Source organism: Fibrobacterota bacterium (assembly GCA_019509785.1).
GTDB lineage: Bacteria > Fibrobacterota > Fibrobacteria > UBA11236 > UBA11236 > Chersky-265.
In genome coordinates this window covers 22,636-42,481 of sequence record JAEKLQ010000057.1, presented here as the reverse complement: position 1 = coordinate 42,481, position 19,846 = coordinate 22,636, and the positions used below count along the sequence as shown (strand labels likewise).

The window sequence follows — 19,846 nt, the reverse complement described above, 5'->3', positions numbered from 1 at the left end:
AGCTTTCGGGGCCGTTTTTCGAAGGGGCTACGGTCCCCGCCACAGCGTCGACATGAGGATGGAATGAACCTTTTCAAGCAAGACCAGGCAGCCAAGGCACCGGATAAGGAAGCCGGTTTGGTCGAATGGTTCCTCGACGTTTTCTGGCCCCGCTTCGGCAAGCAAACCTCCTACCTCCTCTTGGCCATCGCGGTCGTCATCGCCGTCGGGGTATGGTGGAACGGCGATCGCCTGCAATCCCAAGCGAAAGAAAACAAGGAGCTGGGTAAGGCCTACATTTACTTCAGCGAGGACAAGTACGATTCGACGGAAAGCTTCCTCAACGCCTTCGTGAAAGCCAGCCACTCGCGCTTGGTTCAGGACAAGGCCAATCTGATGCTGGGCCAGGTCCAATACGCCAAAGCCAAGTACGATGACGCCATCAAGTCCTTCTCGCAAATCGATGGCGGCAATACGGATCAGCCCCTGGTTTCCTCCGGCGCTTTGCACGGCCTGGCTTCCTGCTACATCCAAAACAAGAATTACGCCCTGGCCACGGAGACCCTCGAGAAGCTGGTCTCCCAATTCGGCAAGCGGACCGGGAATCCCGAAGAGAAGGTGGCCGGCCACGAGAAAGTCGATTTGGCGCCCTCGGTGCCCAACGCCTTGTGGAAGCTGACTCTCTGCTACCGCGAACTGAAGAATACCGAAAAGGAAAAGGCCACCGCGCAAAAGCTGGTGAAGGCCTATCCCGAGAGCCGCGAGTCCTTCGACGCGACTCGGTTGCTGGCGCAGATTCCCTGAACATTTGAGGTGGGTCTGGCCGTGCCGGTGGGTCCGGCGAGGCTCGACTAAAGCTAGCCGGTGCTCCGAATCGCCTGATGGCCAGGGGAAGGGGACGCCCGCGGAACCAATCTGCCGGTCTCTCGCCGGCTGCCGCGGGCCAGCAATTCCCTTAGTCCAGCGCGCTTCCCCTGACCATCTTCCGCTTTAACTCGCCGCGCCGGACCCCCCGTCCCGGCCAGCTCCGCCCCCCATCGATGTCCGGTCATCTGCGCCAGCAACTTTCCGCGGGGAGGAAGAACGATCCCGATCGGATCCCCGGCACGCCTCAGGCCGCGAAGAGCGGTCGGGTCCGGGCCGGGATCGCGCCCGGCCACGGAGAGGGCGGCCCCGGGGCTCCGGGCCGCCGAGTTGCGAGCGCACACGGGCTGGAGAAGGATTCTGATCCAGGGAATCGAAAGCCCGCGCCAGCCGGCGAGAGACCGATACCTTGGTTGCGCGGGCGTAACCTTCTCCAGCCCGTGAACAGACCCAATTATCGCCGAGCGAGCATCCGAGGCGGCACGGAGCCCCGGGGACGTCCGGGCCGAGTCCAAGGCGCGCTCCCGGTCCGGGCCCGCCCGCGGACCGCACAACCTGCGGTCGCCCCAATCCAGCGCGCGAAAAGAAAGCCCCGCCCCCGGCCCGACGCGCCCTGCTGACATTTCCCGGCGGACCCGAAACGTATATTGATACCCATGTCCCTCTTCAAACTCGAATCCCCGTTCAAACCCGCCGGCGACCAGCCCCAGGCCATCGAACAAATCACCCGCGCCTTCCGATCGGGGGAGAAATACCAGACCCTGATGGGGGTCACGGGATCGGGCAAGACCTTCACCATGGCCAATGTCATCCAGAACATTGGCAAGCCCACTTTGATCATTTCGCATAACAAAACCCTCGCCGCCCAGTTGTACCAGGAATTCAAGTCCTTCTTCCCGAAGAACGCGGTGGAGTATTTCGTCAGCTACTACGATTACTACCAGCCCGAGGCTTACGTGGTTTCCAGCGATACCTATATCGAGAAGGATTCCAGCCAGAACGACGAGATCGACAAGCTGCGCTTGCGGGCGACCATGTCCCTCATGTCGCGCCAGGACGTGGTGGTGGTGGCTTCGGTCTCTTGCATTTACGGCCTGGGATCGCCTACCGAGTACAAGAAAACCATGGTCGAGGTGAAGGTGGGGGACACCATCGAGCGTAACGAATTGTTGCGCAAGTTCGTGGACATCTACTACGGGCGCAACGATTTCGATTTCCGGCGCGGAACCTTCCGGGTGCGCGGGGACGTGGTGGAAGTGCATCCCGCCTACGACGATTTCGCCTACCGCTTCGAATTCTTCGGGGACGAGGTGGAGAAGATCCGGCGCATCAACCTGATCACCGGCGAAGAAGAGGCCCAGCTGGACAAGGTGTTGGTGTATCCGGCCCGGCACTACGTGACCAGCGAGCAGGGCATGGACCGCGTGCTGCGCGACATCCGTCACGAGTTGGACGAAACCCTGAAGAAGTTCACGGCGGAGAACAAGCTCCTGGAGGCCCAGCGCCTGAATCAGAGAACGATGTACGATATGGAGATGCTGAAAGAGGTGGGGCATTGCCCGGGCGTCGAGAACTATTCGCGCATCATCGAGAACCGGGCCGTGGGCTCGCCGCCCTCGACCTTGATCGATTTCTTCGGGGACGATTACCTGCTCATCATCGATGAGTCCCACGTGAGCATTCCCCAAATCGGCGCCATGTACAACGGCGATCGTTCGCGTAAGGAAAACCTGGTCAATTACGGGTTCCGACTGCCTTGCGCCCTGGACAACCGGCCTTTGAAGTTCCATGAGTTCGAGGCCAAGATGCCGGCGACCTTGTTCGTATCGGCCACGCCCGCCGATTATGAATTGCGGAAGACGGGCGGCGAAGTGGTGGAACAAATCATCCGGCCCACGGGGTTGCTCGATCCGGAAATCGAGGTACGGCCGACCAAGGGCCAGATCGACGATATCCTCAACGAGATCGCCATCCGCACCCGGCGGGGCGAGCGGACCTTGGTTACCACCTTGACCAAGCGCAGCGCCGAGGACTTGACGGACTACATGCTTCAGGCGGGGCTGAAGGTGCGCTACATGCATTCGGATACGGACACCTTGACCCGCAGCGAAATCGTGAAGGAGTTGCGCGAAGGAGCCATCGATATCCTGGTTGGGATCAATCTCTTGCGCGAGGGGTTGGATTTGCCCGAGGTTTCCTTGGTGGTCATCCTCGATGCCGATAAGGAAGGCTTTTTGCGTTCCAATCGCTCCTTGATCCAGACCATTGGGCGGGCGGCGCGTAATCTGAACGGCAGGGTGCTGTTGTATGCTGACAAAATGACAGATAGCATGAGTTACGCCATCACCGAGACGGAGAACCGCCGACGGAAGCAGGCGGAGTCCAACGCGCGGACGGGCATGGTCCCTCGCAGCGTCCAGCGCGAGATCCACAAGCACCTGCAATTGGTTCCGGATGCGGATTATTCGGTTGATCTGAAGGCTTTACTGGTCGCGGAAGAGGAAGCCGCCTACGAGGCCGACGCCAAGGGCAAGCCGCAAAAGGCCTTGCCCGCCGAGGTGGAAGCGCTTCGCAAGCAAATGCGGGAGGCCGCGGCCAATCTCGAATACGAAAAGGCGGCCCACCTACGCGATCGTATCCGGGCATTGGAATCCAAGTAAGCGAATCCACCCAAACCACCCGTTTGGTAACTAAGAATTAGTCTTATTCAGTCAGATTTTATTAGCTACTCCTGGAATTCTTATTTAATTTTGCGATACTATGCCGGTTGATCCGCAATCCACCGGACAACTTAAGGAGCAATGCATGAAGTTTTGGGCAAATGTGAAGAAGGTTACGCTTGGCGGCATGTTCGTCGGTGCGATGATGCTGGCGAGTTCGCTGTCGGTCACCGGCTGCTTGACCAATGACAACAAGGATACCACCAAGACCGATACCTCGCATCACACCGCGCTTCCCACGGGCACCTCCGTGACCATTGGCGCCCAGGGTCATGCGACTTACGGTTCCGCCATCGATATCGATGCGGGCACCGCCTTGACCTCGGCCCAGGCGAACGCCGCCCAGTCGACGATCGACCTCGTATTCCTGTTCTACGGCGGAGCGTTCCATTTGGAAGACGCCGTCATGGCGCGGGCCTCGGGCGTCGCCAACAACATCAACCTGACCAACAGCTACGATGTGACCAAGATCCAGGACGTGGACATGGTCAAGGTGACCACCAAGCCCGCCGATCAGGAAGCGGCCAAGGCGGCTTTCACCGCCGGAACCAAGATCCACGGTTCCACCGTGGCCCAGGGCGACATGTTCCTGGTGATGTCGACCGGCGGCAAGTTGGCCCTGGTAACGATGTCTTCGATCACCGGAACGGATAAGGCCGCTGCCGGCTCGGTCCTGCTGCAAGTCAATACCATCTAAGCATCCCTCTCCGATCGATGCGAGACGCCGCCCCGCAAGGGCGGCGTTTTTTCATTTCAGGGCGGATAAAGCTAGATTTGCCGTTGAATCCCACCTACCAGGAGCCCAGGCATGAAGGTCCTCAAACGCATCATCCTCGCAGGCCTGGTCCTGGTGGTCGTCCTCAGTTTGGCGGCGTATTTCGCCATCAAGATCGCCTTCCCCCCGGCCAAGATCAAGGAACTGGTGCATAAGCACGGCTCGGAGGCGCTGAACCGCGACGTGAGCGTGGAGGACGTATCCATCCGCGTCTTCCCCAACCTGAAGCTCTCGGTCACCGAAGTCAACGTGGCCAATGCCCCCGGCTTCTCCAAGGATCCGGTCATCAAGCTGCGCGAGTTGGCCCTCTCCATCGATTTCCTCTCCCTGCTGCGATTCGCCCCCGTCGTAAACGAAATCAAGCTGGTCGAGCCCGAGATCCTTTACGAAGTGGACGCCCGCGGCCATAACAACCTGGAAGGGTTGGGCAAATCGGATACCCTTCAGAAAAAGGACACGGCCAAAGCGGTCATGGAAAGCCCGGCCGCCGTGGCCCTCAAGTCCTTCGTGATCGAGAACGGCCGCGTACGCTATCGCGATGCGCAAAGCGGCCGCGAGATCATCCTGGAAAAGATCAACCAACAGGTTTCGCTCGATCTCGATCAACGCCTCGAGGACGTGAAGACCCGCGGCAAGCTGGAAATCGCGCAGATCTCGGTGAGCGATTCCGCTTCGGGGCTGCGCAAAGGCGATATCCGCATCTCCCTGCGGCACGATATCCATCTGAACCTGCCCGGGGAGCGGGTGCAAATCAAGTCGCTGGAGCTGGGCTTCCAGGACATCCGCGCGACCGTGAAGGGCGAGGCCACGCATTTCATGACCAAGCCCCCGGCGGTGGATCTTTCCGTTTCCGCTCCTGGCATCAAGCTGGCCTCGGTACTCAAGGAAGTGCCCGCCAGCCTTTCGCCGGACATCCCCAAGCTGAGCGTCAAGGGAGTGGCCGATCTGGAAGCCCACATCAAGGGTACCCTGGACTCTGGCTCCATCCCCGATGTCACCGCGAAATTCACCATCCGGGACGGCGGCGTGTCGCATCGCGATCTGCCCGCGGGCCTCGAGAACATGAACATGGATCTGAACGTGGAAGGGGACAGCATCCGGCTGGATAAGTTCGCCTTCACAATGGGCGGGAATCCGGTCGACATGAACGCCCTGCTCACCGCCTGGCACCAGCCCGTTCCGCTCTTGAAGGCCTTCAACCTCGACGCCGTACTGGACCTCGGCAAGCTGGTGCCTTTGCTGGAAAAGCTGGCCCTGGCCGACAAATCGCTCAAGGCGGAAGGCCTCATCCAGGCCAAGCTGGCGGCCTCCGGGCCTCTCGATCCCAAGGCGCCGCAGAACCTCAAGGCCAATGGGACCATCGAGCTGAAGGGCGTGGCCGCGGAAGGAAAGCCCTTGCCCGCGCCGGTCAAGCTGTCGGGCCAGGTGAAGGTGGATAACGATCAGATCGGCGAGGCCCTGCAAGTGCATATCGGGCAATCGGACCTGAACGTGAACGGCACGGTGGCCAATTACCTGGCCATGGTCATGCCCAAGATGGCGAAGGGCCAAACCACCAAAGCCAAGCTGGCGATCACCTCGGAGTTCCTCAATCTCGACGAGCTTCTGCCGGGCGGACCCAAGGAAGAGGAAAAGCCCACGCCGCCCATGACGGCTTATCCCAAGCTGCCCAATTTGGATGCGGATATAGACCTGAAGCTGGCCAAGACGCAACTGATGAACCTGGCCATGACCGGCTTTTCCTCGCATACCAGCCTGGCCAACGGCATCGCGACCACCGCGATGAAAGGCGCCTTGTATACGGGGGGATTCACTTCCAACGTGCGGGCCGATCTGAAGGATACCTCGGACGCCAAGGTGGCCATCAAACTGGACGTGAACCATGTGGAGGCCAACGATTTCATCTCGCGCCTGAACGATCGCCTGCCGGCCAACAACCGCATCATGAAGAGCCTGGCGCATGCGGATAGCGTCATCTTCGGCAAGCTCACCCTCAACATGGACGTCGCCACCCACGGCTTGCCTCAGGCGATGTCGGACAACCTCACGGGGAAAATCGCCTTCGCCTTGACGGACGGGAAGCTGGTCGAATCCGGCTTCGTCAAAGGGCTATCCGACGCCTTGTCCAAGTACAGCAAAAGCCTGGCCTTCCATGACCTGTCCTTTTCCAGCTTCAAATCTGATTTGGAGGCTTCCAACGGCAAGCTGCTGGTGAAGGATGCGAACATTTCCGAATCCGTGGTGGGCGCGGTGCTGGCCGCGGGCGCCATCGGTTTCGACAATACCTTGAACCTGAATCTGGAATCGCATCTGCCCCCGGGAGCCAGCGGCGCGCTGGCGGGGGCGAGCAGCGCCCTCACTTCCGAATTATCCAAGCTCCCGGGGGCCTCCGCGCTCTCGGGCGCCAGCCTGGTCCCCATGGATAAGGCCGGGCGGGCTATCGTCTACTTCCTGGTCGGGGGCACCCTGGCCAAGCCCACCTTCGCCGTCGACAGCAAGCGCATGGTATCGGAAGCTTCCGGAGGGGCCAAGAACGCCCTCAACGATGCCCTGCAAAAGAAGAAGGACGAATTGAAGGCCCAGGCCAACGCAGAGAAGGCCAAGTTCGAAGGCCAAGCCAAGGTCAAGGCGGATTCGGCCAAAGCCCAGGTGCAAGCCGCCGCGGACGCGGAAAAGAAAAAGGCCGCCGCCGCCGCCGAAGAGCAGAAGAAGAAGGCCACCGATCAGGCCAAGCAACAAGGGAAGAAAGCCCTGAAAGGGCTGGGCTTCTAACCGCCCGATTCCCTCCAGGCTCCTCAAGGCCCTTTCCGCCTAAAGCACCTTATCGATCACCGCCAGGATACGGTCGATAAGGTTGCCGCTCGCTTTCGCGTTCACGTTCCCCTTATCCACGTTCAGCGTCACCGTCCGCAGCGTATCGGGCAACCCTAAGGCCGCGGCCCCGGGGATGCGGTAGCGCATGTCCGCGTCCACGCGGTAGGGCACGTCCTGCCCGGCCACGATGGCCTTCCAGGCCGCCTTGGCGAAAACGGGATTGTCCAATCGCAAGGGGAACGTCACGTTGATCACGGTATCCGAATTGGGCCCCACGGAAAACGCGGGGATATTCCCTTGGGCGCTGCGCGCCGAAGCCGAGACGTCTTGCACGCGCAAACGGCCCAAGGCCCCGTCGAAAACCGCCCGCCCGGCCTGGCTGTTCGCGGCGCGGATCCCGCAGACGATGTCCACGCCGAATTGCCCCAGCAAGGAGCGGTCCGGGAAGAAGGCCCCGGCCGCGGCGCTCAGTATGCTGGTGGGATAGGCCAGATGGGAAACGTCCACGCGTTCGAGGGAGAAGCGCATCCCCAGCACGCCCAGGCGATCCTGCAACCCTTGCAGGAGGGCGCATCCGCCCATAAGTGACAGCATCGTAGCCGCGGCGGCGAGGGCTATGGCGCGGCCGGCAGGCTTTCTTTTCGTCCGGACCTGGCTAGGAATAGTAGGCGGCACTTCGACCTCCGCGGCTTCCGGGAAAGGCGCCCGCTTTTCCAAAGCGCCCGCTTCACCTTGAAGCGCCCGTCAGCCCTTTTGACCGCCAAGCGCTACGGCCTCCGAGGATATCACATCGGAGAACTTGAAGAAACAAGCCGCTATGGGGGGCGCTGTCAACTGCAAAGAGAAGGGGAAGTTATGCATGGGGATGCGCTCCGCCCTTTTGCCGCCCAGGTTCCCCAGGTTGCCGCCGCCGTAGATCTGCGAGTCGCTGTTGAAGATTTCCAGATAACTCCCGTCCAAGGGAACCCCTAGCCGGTAATTGTGCCTGGGTATGGGGCTGAAATTGAACAGGCATAGGATCAGCTCCGGGGCCCCGGTCTCGCGGTGCTTTCCCTTACGCAAGAAGGACACGATGTTGTTGTCCTGGTCGTGGAAGTCCACCCATTGGAAGCCCTCGTAGGAACTGTCCAGCTCGTGCAAGGCCGGCTCGCTTTGGTACAAGCCGTTCAGGTCCCGCACCAGGGACTGCAAGCCCTTATGGCGTTCGTTTTGCAGGAGATGCCAATCGAGGGAAACCCCGGGATTCCATTCCGACCATTGCCCTATTTCCAGGCCCATGAAATGCAGCTTCTTCCCGGGGTGGGCGAACAGGTAGGTGAACGCGGAGCGCACGTTGGCGAACTTCTGCCATTCGTCCCCCGGCATCTTGTTCGGGAGCGAACCCTTGCCGTGCACCACCTCGTCGTGGGAAAGGACAAGGGTGAAGCGCTCCGAAAAGGCATAGCTCATCTCGAAGGTCAAAAGGCCCTGATGGTAACGCCGGTAGATCGGGTCCTTGGAGAGGTAGGTGAGGAAATCGTTCATCCAGCCCAGGTTCCATTTGTAATGGAAGCCCAGGCCGCCATGATCCAGGGGATGCGTCACGCCGGGGAAGGCGGAGCTCTCTTCGGCGATCATCAGGCAATGGGGATGATGTTGCGCCACCAGGGAATTCATGTGCTTCAGGAACTCCACCGCCTCATGGTTGGTATTGCTCCCGTCCGGATTGGGGATCCAGGCCCCATGCTCGCGAGCGTAGTCGAGGTAGAGCATGGATGCCACCGCGTCCACCCGCAACCCGTCGGCGTGGAACTCGCCCAGCCAATACAGCGCGTTGGCGATCAGGAAATTGCTCACCTCGTGCCGGGAGTAATTGAAGATGCGCGTGCCCCATTGCGGATGGCTGCCCTTGCGCGGATCCTCATGCGCGTACAATGAGGTCCCGTCGAACATGTCCAAGCCGTGCAAGTCCGAGGGGAAATGCGCCGGCACCCAATCCAGGATCACGCCCAGCCCGGCCTGATGGCATTTGTCGATGAAGCGCTTCAGCCCCACCGGCGATCCGAAGCGTTTGGTCGGGGAGTAATAGCCGATCACCTGGTATCCCCACGATTCGTCCAGGGGATGCTCCTGCACCGGCATCAGTTCCAGATGCGTATAGCCCATACCCTTGGCGTAGGGAATGAGGCGCTCGCCCAATTCCTCATAGGTCAGGAAACCGGACTCGCGCCCCGGCGCCTTCTGCCACGATCCCAGATGTACCTCATAAATCGAAATCGGCCTATCGTCCCGGTTGGCATGCGCGCGCTGCGCGGTCCAGGCCGCGTCGCCCCACGCGTAAGGCGAAGGATCGGCGATGATGGCCGCCGTGCGTGGACGCAGTTCGGTCTCCTTCGCGTAGGGGTCCATCTTCTCCACCTTGGCCCCGTTGCCGCCATGCACCAGGAACTTGTAGTTCGATCCATGCGCCATGCCGGGAATGAAGATTTCCCAGATGCCCGAGAAGGAAAGCTTGCGCAGCATATGGCTGCGCCCGTTCCACCCGTTGAAATCCCCGATCACCGCCACGCCCTTGGCGTTGGGCGCCCATACCGCGAAGTGCACCCCGTCCTGGCCGTGATGGCGCACCTGGTTCGCGCCCAGCTTCTTCCAAATCTGGTAATGCGTTCCCTTGCCGATCAGGAACATGTCGTAGTCGGAAAGCACGGGCAGGATCGCGTACGGATCCTCGTATTCGATCACTTCGCCGGAATGGGAGGTCGCCCGGATCCGGTAGGGGAAAAACTCCAAGTGGTTGGGAAGCAGGCATTCGAAAAGCCCCGTGCCGGATGCGTACTCGCACTCGGCCGTGACGATGCGCGCGCCGTCCCCGGGCAATGAATTGCTTTGCGGTACATCTCCCTGCGCTCCGCCGTCCTCCCACACGATCTCGACCTTCTTGAACCGCGGGTTGAACACCCGCAGGATTCCCGAAGTCTGCCGGTTCACCACCACGTGATGGTAGCCCAGGCACGAGAAGGGATCGTGGCTTTCCAGGTTTTCCAGGAGTCGCAGTTCCTGGGGAGGTAACAGGCATTTCTTCATGGCTACCCGAAAATAAATATTGGTTGGTCCGCGACTGCGGAAATCGCGTGCTATGTCGAATGGATGGGAAGATGGAGGCGGGAGAAGAAGGAGGAATAAGGAAACCGACGCCGTCCCGGGCCGGGACTTCCCTTATCGGGAGCCCCGGCCGGGCGGGTCAGTGGCGGAATGGACGGGACTTGAACCCGCAACCCCTAGCGTGACAGGCTAGTACTCTAACCAATTGAGCTACCACTCCGGAACAGCTGGTGGGCGTTGAGGGACTTGAACCCCCGACCCTCTGCGTGTAAAGCAGATGCTCTAAACCAACTGAGCTAAACGCCCTGATTACTTCTCTTCCTTTTTCCCTCCCATCAGGATGCTGACGGGAAGGACCACCGCGAAGGCGAAGATGAGAATGAAAGGCGCAACGTTCAAGGCGATCTTGTTATCGGCCGGCCCTCGGCCCAGGAGATAAAAACCGATCGCGAGCAAAACCGCCCCGAGGAGCAGGCCAAGCCAATTCTTCTTACCGAAAAAATCTTGCATGTCGCGCGTCTTCTTTTCGTCTCTTGGGATGGGGAAATTTAAGAAGGAATGGAAAAGAATGCAAGAGTTTGGCCGCGTTTGGCCGCCGCGAAAAATCGTCCGCGGGTAGCGTTGGGTCCTCCGCGCGTTTCGCTTGGCGCGGGGCTGCTGGGTGGAGCGGGCGCTTCGGTTTGGGTCTGGCGGTGCCGGGGCTCCGTGCCGCTTCGGATGCTCGCTGGCCACTAGCGCTGTCTTTTCGCGGCTTGGGGAAGGTACGCCCGCGAACCGAACTGTGGGTCTCGCGCCGGCTGGCGCGGGCTTTCTGTAGAAGCGTTCGGACCCTTCCCCAAGCCGCGGGCGCTCGCAACTCAGCGGCCAGGAGACCCGGCCCCGCCGTCCCAGTTTTCGCGCCCGATCCACCCCGCAGACCCGCGCCTGCGGTCCGGCGGGGTTCCGTCTCCCGGTCCGGAAATCGTTCGAGGCGGTCGAGGAGCAGAGGGGGCGGAATCGCTTCCGCCCGGAACGTTAGGCGGGGAAGCCGCTCTTTTCGTAGGCTTTGATGATGTCGCGCACCAGGCGGTGGCGGACGACGTCTTCGACGGAGAGTTCGATTTGGCCGATGCCTTCGATGCCTCCGAGGATCTTGCGGGCGTGGGCGAAGCCGCTTTTCTCGAACTTGTCGAGATCGACCTGGGTCTCGTCGCCGGTGAGGACGGCTTTGGAGCCGATGCCGATGCGGGTGAGGAACATCTTCATCTGGGAGATGCTGGTGTTCTGGGCTTCGTCGAGGATGATGAAGCATTTGCCCAGGGTGCGGCCGCGCATGTAGGCGAGCGGGGCGATCTCGATGGAGTTGCCGTCCCAGTACTCCTTCAGCTTTTCCGCCGACAGCATGACGCTGAGGGAGTCGTAGAGGGGCCGCATGTAGGGGCCGATCTTTTCGCCGATGGCGCCGGGCAGGAAGCCCAGGCTCTCGCCCGATTCCACCGCCGGCCTGACCAGGATGATGCGCTCCACCAGTTTCTTTTCCAGGGCCTGCACGGCCATGGCCACCGCCAGGAAGGTCTTGCCCGTGCCCGCGGGGCCGGCGGCCAGTACGATGTCGTGCTGCTTGATGACGCCGATGAAACGGGCCTGTCCGCGCGTCTTGGGCTGCACGGGATTGCCGAAGCGATCGATCAGGATGGGCTTTTCCAGGTGCGGAGTGAAATCGCCGTTCTTCACTTCGCCCGTAGATCCGCCCGCGACGATCTCTTGCACATAGAAGTCGGTCAGATCATGGCCGGTCCGCATGGCATCGCGCATGCGTTCCAAGGCGGCCTGGGCTTGTTTGACCTTGGGCTCTTCGTCGGCTTGGATGGTAATGCCGGGGTTCCGGGTCAGGAGCTTGACGGCATATGCCCGCTCGACCCGGATGAAATTCTTTTCGCCTTCGCCCGCTAACCGGACCTTTTCATCGTCCGTCGCGGGCAGGTTAAATGAGAACAATTATCCGCTCTACTTGTCGTTCTTGGCAGTGTTGCGGTTCTTTTCCACGCGAAGCTCATGAGCCTTCTGCTCGGCATCCTCGGCGGAATGGCGGGCATCGTCGAGCTTCTGGTTCTTGGGCGGCTCGGAGGCGGTGGCGTCGCTCATCGAGGCGGAGGCGGAGGAGTGCTTGCTCCCGGCGCAACCAAAAAGGGCCGCCATGGACAGGGCGACCGTGACGGGCAAAACAAAGCGGGGGAACTTTGAAATCATTCGAATCTCCATGATGGTCCTTAACTTAGGCCCGCCGGGCCGGATAGTCAACAAGTCCGGCAGGAAATCTACTCAAAAAACCAGGCCTAACCCTGTTCCGGAGCGTCCCGGCCCCGGCGCCCCGGCCCCGGCAGGGGGTGACAAGTCGGCCAAGCGCGAATAATGCGTAGATCTTGCTTTTTAAGCCCCGTAGTTAATACTTTTTGGGACGTTTTACCAAATTGCCTTCAGGGCTGAAAGGCGTATGCAAGCGGATCTCCGTTCTATGATCGAGGCCATCAAGGGTAGCTTGGTGAATTCCGAACTGATTCACGACAGCGTGGACCTAGTCTACGTGGGATCCGATCTCAACGAATTGACCGACGATTTGACCAACATCATGTTGGTCACCAACCTCGTGCACATCCGATTGATGGAAGTGGCTGAGGAAGTCGACATCGTGGCCATCGTGTTCTGCCACGGGCATTTGCCTAAGCCCAAGGAAATCACCCGGGCCCAAGAGCTCGAGATCGATCTTATTACGACGCCGCTCACGCTCGAGGCCGTGCATAAATCCTTGAAGGCGGAGTATGGTACCACTCTCGACATCAAGGCCAAGATCCAGCCAATCTGAGATCGGGTCTGCCGATTCCTTTCCGGAAAAAGTTAAGGGTATAGGGTAGAGGGTACAGGGTAAAGGGTAAAGGGTATAAAACCTCGTCTTACTTAACCCTTAACCCTATACCCTTTACCCTCTTCTTCACCTTCCTCATTCGATATTCTGGATCTGCTCCCGGATAATCTCCAGCTCTTCCTTCCAGCCCACGCACAAGTGCTGCATGTCCGGGAATTGGCTTTTCGTCCCGAGCGTATTCACTTCGCGCAGCATTTCCTGCAATAGGAATCCCAGGCGTTTCCCCGGCGACTTGTGATCCGCCAGGGTCTCCAGGAAATGGTGCAGATGCGCCTCCAGGCGCACGATCTCTTCCGTGACGTCCAGGCGTTCCGCGAGAATTCCGATCTCGGTCGCCATGCGGCCTTCCTCGATGGCCGCATCCCCGACGATTTCCTTCACGCGGGCGCGCATCTTGGAAACGTATTCCTGCTGGCGCACGGGCACCAGCGACTTCACCTTTTCGAGGCCCGGGAAAAAGGCGCGGATGCGGGCTTCCAGATCGGCGGAGAGCACGGCGCCCTCCTTGGTCCGCATCGCAACCAGCTCGCGGCAGGCCTTCTCGAAAACCGGCAGGATCCGATCCAAGGCGAGCTCCGCCGGTTCGGAGGTCTCGGCGGCGGTCAACATATCGGGCATTTTAAGCAGATCCGTTACGCTAATCACGGTTTCCAATCCCAGGCGCTTTTGAGCCTCCTGGAGCAAGGTCGCATAGGCCCGGAAAACCGGCTCATTGAAGGATAGGCCCCCCGCGCCGGGCCCGATGCTATCGTATTGGACATGGCAGTTCACGCTGCCGCGGGAAAGATGCTTGCCGATTTCCTGCTTGAGGCGCGGCTCCAGGGGAAGGATGTTCTTGGAGGCCCGTACCTGGAACTCGAGAAAGCGATTGTTGACCGACTTCAGTTCCACCGTAACGGAGAAGCCTTCGCCTACCGCCTCCGCCTTCCCGTAACCCGTCATGCTTTGCGCGGTCATACCGGCTCCTTTTCATCCCAGGCCGCCTGGGCCGAATCTTCCGCGGCCCGGTCGGGGCCGAAGGGTGCCCCAATCTAGCAATGCCCCGCCCGGGAACATGGCGGCGGAAAAGTAAAGGCTTGCTTCCGAAAAAACTACCGCGGATTCCGAAGGAAAGGGCGCGTTCCATCTCGCGATAGAGGACGGTCAAAGGAAAGGAAAAAATGTTTGCCGCTTCCGCGCCCACCCCCTAGAATCCTCAGAGTCTTCGGTCCCAAACCACCGATCCAGGAATACCCAGATGGAGATATCGGCAATGATTCCCTTCTTCCGCTTAAACAAGGGGACCGGCCCGCGGCACGGTTCCAGATTCTTCGGTAAGACCATGGTGGCGGCCGCCTGCGCCGCTTCCCTCGCCTTCGTCGCTTGCTCGCAGAAAGCCGGCAAAACCTCGAAGACGGTGGTAGCTCCGCCCGACGATTCGGGAAACAACCCGGGCGTTAAGAAGATCGTCACCAAGCTCGACTCCCTGGTGGCGAACAATAAGGGCAAGGGCGTCGTCACGGGCTACCTCACCGGCGAAGGCAAAAGCCTGGCCGCGGGAATCCTGGGCAAGCTGGCGGTCAACGCCGCCGGCGAACGCCGCATGCTGACCAAGAGCGAGATCCCGCTCTCGGGCGCGACCATCCTCATCTTCAACTCCCTGAAGGCGACCACCGCCGCCGATACGACCTTGAGGACCGACTCCCTGGGCAACTACACCGCCATCCTGCCCGAAGGCCAATACTTCGGTTTCGCGGTGTACCTCGATCTCGAGACCTTCCAATTGGTGACCACATCCATCCCCAACTTGAATCCGAAGGCGGACACGGTGGTCAAGATGGACACCGCCACCGCCATCGAAGACGTCACCGCCCCGACCGTGGTCGGCGTGTTCGACGCGGCTTCGGCCAACAGTGATGGCATCTTCCTGGTCGGTTCGATCCCCGACAAGAACGCCAAGATCAACGTGAACTTCTCCGAGCCCATGAACCGGGACTCTTACAAGGGCGTCATCCTGGGACGTATCGACACCGCCAATACCTCGACCTCGATGGTGCTGGCCGACACCGCGACGGGCGTGACGGTTTCCTGGAGCGGCGACAGCAAGGTGATGACCTTGTCCGTCGCCTCCTTGGCGACCGGGGCGCAGTACGGCTTGATCCTGCCGACCACCCTCAAGGATCTCGCCAAGAATCCCCTCGAAAAGGAATACAAGGCGACCTTCGTGACCGCCGCCGCCGCCGATTTGGATAAGGTGGATTTCCAAGTGGCCTCGACTTTCCCGGCCGACAAGGATACCCTCAAGCCCATCCAGAATCCCGGCGTGAGCTTCAACCGCCCGGTGGAAGTCTTCTCGGTTCTGAAGAACGCCTCCATCTCGCCGGCCGTGACCGGCTACTGGGAAGTCAACGGCGCCCGCGCCAACTTTATCCATAAGGATCCGCTCGAGGTGGGGAAGACCTATACCGTTTCCCTGCCCGTAAGCGTGTTGGATCTTTCCGGCAAGGCCCTCAAGACCGCGACCAGCTTCTCCTTCACGGTGAAAGACTACGAAGGCGCGGCCAAGGACAACACCGGCAAGGAACAACAAGTGGCCTTGGCCGTGGAAGCGGCCTTCGACGCCTACCTGTCCGGCGATATCGGCCGCTTCGGCGCGGCCTTCCATCCCAACTTCCGCATGTACGATGAGAATTCCATCAAGTCCAAGACCGAGTTCCTGGACAAGATCCGCTCGGAAACCGCCGATAAGGCCTCGCTGGCCGCCGGTTTCCCGGCCCCCGTGTTCTACGACAAGGCCGATCGTTGCAACGAGCTGCATTCGCTCTGGAAGGTGCTGCCCCAGGGCGGCGGAGACGAAGTCTGGGTCAGCGCCTACCTGAATCCCGGCCAATCGCCCATGGTGTACGACAAGGACTTCAAGGCCATCGCGCAGACCAGCCTGACCTGGGATCCCACCGGCCCGCGCTTCACCTACAATGCCAAGATTTATGGTTACGGACCCGACATGTCCAAATTCAAGGGCCCGGTGAACATGGACGCCGCCAAGGACGACGATCGCTTCATGTCCGGCATGCTGCAACAGACTTCGACCGTGGCCTTGGAGCCCATCAAGCTCGAAACCAAGGACGAGTTCAAGGTGGATCCTTCGGTCAACGTCGTCGGCGATACCGCCAAGCTGGCCGTGAAGATGATCGGCTATGACAAGTACAGCCGCCGCAACTTCCAGGATCGCGGATCCTGCGACGCCGGCTCCCTCAGCGATACCTCCTATCAGATCCTGAAGTTCATCCTGGTGTACGACGGTTCCAAGTGGTTGATCACTTCCATCGTCAGCGGCGAGAAGATCGACAACCAGCAGGACTTCAACAAAACCATCGACGCGAAGAACATCTCGGTCAAGCAAATCATGCCTATCAACCTGACCGCGCCCCTGAAGGACAAGGTCATGTCCGCCGACGGGAAGGTAACCTTCAAGTTCAACGGCCCCGCCCTCGACAGTATCGGCGGCTACCTGGTAGGCATCGCCGAGGATCCGAAGTTCTGCTTCGGCCGCTCGCCCTACGGAGCCTTGATCTTCGTGAAGGCGTCCAACCACGAAGCCAAAGGGGAAGCTTTCAAACTCAATTCAGCCGGCGTGCCCGATAGCGGCAACGCCACGGCCATCCTGCGCCGCGTCCAGGATCTGAAGCTGCCCGGATGGGATCGCACCATCTTCGAGAACGCCATCACCACGCTTTACGATTCCGCCAAGGGCTTCGGCGGCGTGTATCAGTGGAAGGCCATCGCCGTCCGCGACACCTCGGCCACCCAGTTCCTGGCCAACGGCTTCAGCCCCGATCGTTACTACGCGGAATCGGATTTCGGACCCACGCGCGGATACTTCGCCTGCAAGAACTACCCCACCGGGGACGCGGCCTTCAACGCGCTCCAATCGGCCCAGACCAACTTCGTCAACACGCAACCGGTCACGGGGAATTCCTTCTCCGATGCGGATCTGGACGGTGTTCCCGACGGAATCGAGGCCAAGTACAAGACCGATCCCCGCAATCGTAATTCGTATCCGGATTTCCGTACCGATACCGACGGCGACGGCATCGCCGACTTCCTGGAAGCCATGCTCGATCCGAAGGGCACAGATAGCCTCATCTTCAAGAAGGCCGACGACGCGACCAAGAAGGCCGAGTTCGTGAAGCTGCAAGCTTTGGGGATAATTTGGCAGGATTCCGACGGAGACGGTTTCCCGGACGACATCGAAATGATGCTCGGATTCAATCCCATGGATCCCAACAACAACCCGGGCACCCGGGCCCGCGTCACCACCCCCTTAGGCGCCTTCACCGGCAAGTTCCAAATCGGCTCCAACGTGAACGGCATCTCCTTCCGGTTGTATCTCGATACCAGCAAGGCGTTGATGGTCCATTACACGGCTTGGTTCAACGGCGACACCCTGATGGATAGCGTCCCTACCGCCTTCAACGAGATGGCCGGCGAGGTCTACGTACCCGTTACCCTCAAGAGCGGCCCGGACGCGGGCAAATGCCTGTTGCTGCGCGGCCACTACGACCCGAACATGGCCTTGCTCCAGGGCCCGATCGACATGATCATGGCGCCGGCCAAAGGTTCGATCAACTTCGGTTCCGGGCCTTATATGGGGCAGTTCGCGGCCAGCGCCCGCGGCGAAGACGTCTCCCGCTATCTGCCGGCCAACGGCGGTACCACGGGCCAAGTCGTAAACAATCCCGTAAATACCACGAATACTGGTTCCATGGGCTATCGGCCGCCGCCGCAGGGCACGGACACCGGCGCGGTGATCGTCTTCAACGGCACTACGGCGATCTACATCGGCGCTTTCGGCGATACCCTCGCCGTGGTGCCGGGCGCCAACTTCCGCGGCCAGCCCGACGGTTCCTTCGACTACGATGCGGACTGGTCCTACAAGACCCCGGACGGAAAGGTTTATCACCATACCCAGGCCGGCGGCCACGTCTTCAACGACGGCCAGGGCAATTGGGTGGTGGACGGCCACTTCTTCCAGGAGTCCGACACCAACGGGATCCACATTAGCTGGCCCGGCCAGATGTGCGGACGCGTAGCCAAGGCCGATTTCACCATCGGACTCACGGGCGCGAAGGGCAGCATGAAAGGCTGGATTTTCCAGGACAAGACCGGTGGCGGCTTCGTTTCCAATCCGGTCAACAACCAGCCGGTTTGCGACCCCACCAAGGGCTCGTGCACGACCACGAACTGCGATCCGACCAAGACCAATTGCTCCACCGATCCGAACCAGTGCCCCGCGGGCCAGGTTTGCAACCCGGCCACCAATCCGACCACGAACTACAGCCGCACTTATATGTCCGGCGCGGCCAACTACCGTATGTTCGTCACGGCCAAGCTGAGCCTGAAGGATGGCGATTACTTCTTCGTCTCGATGGGCGGCCACGTCTACCGCGTGAAGGACGACAGCGTGGGCGTAAGCAACGCGCTCTCCCCGATGTGCGGCCAGGTGGTCTTGAAGCTCGAGCTGCTTCCGATGAAGGACGGCTCGGACGTTTCCAAGCAGGCGCATAATTCCGATTCCATGGCCTTCCAGATGGGCCAGAGCATCGTAGTCGCGATAGAGGACCAGTACATCGTCGGCCAACCGGCCATCATGGACAAGGCCCGCGATTCCTACGGCGATGTCCACAGCATCGTACCCATCGTCGAAATGCGCCCGATTTCGCTGGACTACGGCAAGCCCGGAACGCAATGCCCGGCCACCAATCCCATAGTGCAGAATCCGCCGTGCGATTCCACCAAGGGTCCCTGCAACCAGCCCTGCGACCCGACCAAGGCAACCTGTACGCAGCCTTGCGATCCGACTAAGACCACTTGCCCCCAGCCCTGCGACCCGACCAAGGCAACCTGTACGCAGCCTTGTGATCCGACCAAGACCACTTGCAACCAGCCCTGCGATCCGACTAGGACCAACTGCACCCAGCCCTGCGATCCGGCCACGGCGAATTGCACCCAGCCCCCCCCGGGCGGACAGCCCCAGCCCTACATGGGTAGCCTGGATCTCGTAAAGGCCGCTCTCGTCGCTTCCGCCAACTTCATCGGCGTGGTCAAGGATTCCACAGGCGCGTATTTCCGCGTGGAAGTGAACCCGTTGTCCCTGATCAAGGATCCGATTTTGCAGTACGTCTTCGTTTACGACAAAGCCGGGGCCAGCAAATACGTCCTCTTCGCGGATCCGTCGGATAAGCTGAAGCTGGCCATCCGGGACAATTACCCCATGGCGGCGAATCCCGATCAACAGCCCAACAACAATCCGCCGACGGACACCACCCATGTCGTGAACAATCCCCCTCCGGCGGATACCCTTCCTCCGCCGGCCTATACGGGGACTCAGGCGAACCTAGAGACCGTCATGACCCAGCGGAGCTGGAAAGCGGACATGCGCACCCTGCAGGGGATAACGGCGGTCCGCTTGGATAGCGCCTCGCTGCATGTCGAGGGGAACGTGTTCATCGCCGGCGAAGCGGGCAATGTCGCCCATTTGTTCATTTTCCTTGGCGAAAAGATCGATCCCACCAAATTGGCCCTGGACGCGAACAGTATGGTACTAGTGAGGGAAAAGCCCCTCACCGCCGGCCCATAAACGTTTCCAGTCGGTTTGCGCAGGCCTCGGGGAAACCTCCCCGGGGCCTTTTCGTTTTTACCTCGTCCACTCTCGGGACCTGGCCACTCGGT

The 19,846-nt window shown here is 60.5% G+C and carries 12 protein-coding genes and 2 tRNA genes; 6 read left to right on the top strand and 8 right to left on the bottom strand.

The window, feature by feature from the left end; genetic code table 11:
* The first annotated feature begins 63 nt into the window (after positions 1 to 63).
* The 4 genes from JF616_17255 to JF616_17240 all read left to right on the top strand — a co-directional run bounded on the left by JF616_17255 (position 64) and on the right by JF616_17240 (position 7,110).
* Entirely contained in the window at positions 64 to 783 is a 720-nt protein-coding gene (locus JF616_17255) for a tetratricopeptide repeat protein (GenBank protein MBW8889505.1), read from the top strand.
* A gap of 716 nt (positions 784 to 1,499) precedes the next feature.
* A complete protein-coding gene (gene uvrB, locus JF616_17250; GenBank protein MBW8889504.1) occupies positions 1,500 to 3,503 on the top strand; it encodes an excinuclease ABC subunit UvrB in 2,004 nt (667 codons plus the stop codon).
* 145 nt (positions 3,504 to 3,648) lie between these two features.
* On the top strand, positions 3,649 to 4,260 hold the full coding sequence (locus tag JF616_17245) for a hypothetical protein (GenBank protein MBW8889503.1): 612 nt from the start codon (positions 3,649 to 3,651) through the stop codon (positions 4,258 to 4,260).
* A gap of 111 nt (positions 4,261 to 4,371) precedes the next feature.
* Positions 4,372 to 7,110: an AsmA family protein gene (locus JF616_17240; GenBank protein MBW8889502.1), complete on the top strand. Its 2,739-nt coding sequence runs from the start codon at positions 4,372 to 4,374 to the stop codon at positions 7,108 to 7,110.
* 39 nt (positions 7,111 to 7,149) lie between these two features.
* Here the strand turns inward: JF616_17240 and JF616_17235 are convergent, their stop codons facing one another.
* The 7 genes from JF616_17235 to JF616_17205 form a co-directional block, all read right to left on the bottom strand.
* Positions 7,150 to 7,734, bottom strand: a complete 585-nt coding sequence (locus tag JF616_17235; protein MBW8889501.1) for a hypothetical protein — start codon at positions 7,732 to 7,734, stop codon at positions 7,150 to 7,152.
* A gap of 162 nt (positions 7,735 to 7,896) precedes the next feature.
* Positions 7,897 to 10,215, bottom strand: a complete 2,319-nt coding sequence (glgB, locus tag JF616_17230) for a 1,4-alpha-glucan branching protein GlgB (GenBank protein MBW8889500.1) — start codon at positions 10,213 to 10,215, stop codon at positions 7,897 to 7,899.
* Between the two features lie 161 nt (positions 10,216 to 10,376).
* Positions 10,377 to 10,453: transfer RNA gene (locus JF616_17225), tRNA-Asp, on the bottom strand.
* Positions 10,454 to 10,461: 8 nt separating this feature from the next.
* Positions 10,462 to 10,539: transfer RNA gene (locus JF616_17220), tRNA-Val, on the bottom strand.
* A gap of 3 nt (positions 10,540 to 10,542) precedes the next feature.
* On the bottom strand, positions 10,543 to 10,743 hold the full coding sequence (locus JF616_17215; GenBank protein ID MBW8889499.1) for a hypothetical protein: 201 nt from the start codon (positions 10,741 to 10,743) through the stop codon (positions 10,543 to 10,545).
* A 504-nt stretch (positions 10,744 to 11,247) separates the two neighbouring features.
* On the bottom strand, positions 11,248 to 12,027 hold the full coding sequence (locus JF616_17210; GenBank protein MBW8889498.1) for a PhoH family protein: 780 nt from the start codon (positions 12,025 to 12,027) through the stop codon (positions 11,248 to 11,250).
* A gap of 192 nt (positions 12,028 to 12,219) precedes the next feature.
* Complete coding sequence (locus JF616_17205) at positions 12,220 to 12,462, bottom strand: hypothetical protein (protein ID MBW8889497.1); 243 nt, start codon at positions 12,460 to 12,462, stop codon at positions 12,220 to 12,222.
* 244 nt (positions 12,463 to 12,706) lie between these two features.
* Between JF616_17205 and JF616_17200 the strand changes: the two genes are divergently transcribed.
* Positions 12,707 to 13,075: a hypothetical protein gene (locus JF616_17200; GenBank protein MBW8889496.1), complete on the top strand. Its 369-nt coding sequence runs from the start codon at positions 12,707 to 12,709 to the stop codon at positions 13,073 to 13,075.
* A gap of 135 nt (positions 13,076 to 13,210) precedes the next feature.
* On the opposite strand, the gene JF616_17195 is transcribed toward JF616_17200, so the two are convergent.
* Entirely contained in the window at positions 13,211 to 14,092 is an 882-nt protein-coding gene (locus JF616_17195; protein MBW8889495.1) for a YicC family protein, read from the bottom strand.
* A gap of 295 nt (positions 14,093 to 14,387) precedes the next feature.
* Between JF616_17195 and JF616_17190 the strand changes: the two genes are divergently transcribed.
* The gene (locus tag JF616_17190) at positions 14,388 to 19,754 is read left to right on the top strand and encodes an Ig-like domain-containing protein (protein MBW8889494.1); all 5,367 of its coding nucleotides are present in this window, start codon (positions 14,388 to 14,390) and stop codon (positions 19,752 to 19,754) included.
* The last annotated feature ends 92 nt before the right edge of the window (positions 19,755 to 19,846 follow it).

Coding starts and splice junctions, on each gene's coding strand:
- JF616_17255 (MBW8889505.1), top strand. CDS start 64: ATGAACCTTTTCAAGCAAGACCAGGCAGCCAAGGCACCGGATAAGGAA.
- uvrB (MBW8889504.1), top strand. CDS start 1,500: ATGTCCCTCTTCAAACTCGAATCCCCGTTCAAACCCGCCGGCGACCAG.
- JF616_17245 (MBW8889503.1), top strand. CDS start 3,649: ATGAAGTTTTGGGCAAATGTGAAGAAGGTTACGCTTGGCGGCATGTTC.
- JF616_17240 (MBW8889502.1), top strand. CDS start 4,372: ATGAAGGTCCTCAAACGCATCATCCTCGCAGGCCTGGTCCTGGTGGTC.
- JF616_17235 (MBW8889501.1), bottom strand. CDS start 7,734: ATGGGCGGATGCGCCCTCCTGCAAGGGTTGCAGGATCGCCTGGGCGTG.
- glgB (MBW8889500.1), bottom strand. CDS start 10,215: ATGAAGAAATGCCTGTTACCTCCCCAGGAACTGCGACTCCTGGAAAAC.
- JF616_17215 (MBW8889499.1), bottom strand. CDS start 10,743: ATGCAAGATTTTTTCGGTAAGAAGAATTGGCTTGGCCTGCTCCTCGGG.
- JF616_17210 (MBW8889498.1), bottom strand. CDS start 12,027: ATGCGCGATGCCATGCGGACCGGCCATGATCTGACCGACTTCTATGTG.
- JF616_17205 (MBW8889497.1), bottom strand. CDS start 12,462: ATGATTTCAAAGTTCCCCCGCTTTGTTTTGCCCGTCACGGTCGCCCTG.
- JF616_17200 (MBW8889496.1), top strand. CDS start 12,707: ATGCAAGCGGATCTCCGTTCTATGATCGAGGCCATCAAGGGTAGCTTG.
- JF616_17195 (MBW8889495.1), bottom strand. CDS start 14,092: ATGACCGCGCAAAGCATGACGGGTTACGGGAAGGCGGAGGCGGTAGGC.
- JF616_17190 (MBW8889494.1), top strand. CDS start 14,388: ATGATTCCCTTCTTCCGCTTAAACAAGGGGACCGGCCCGCGGCACGGT.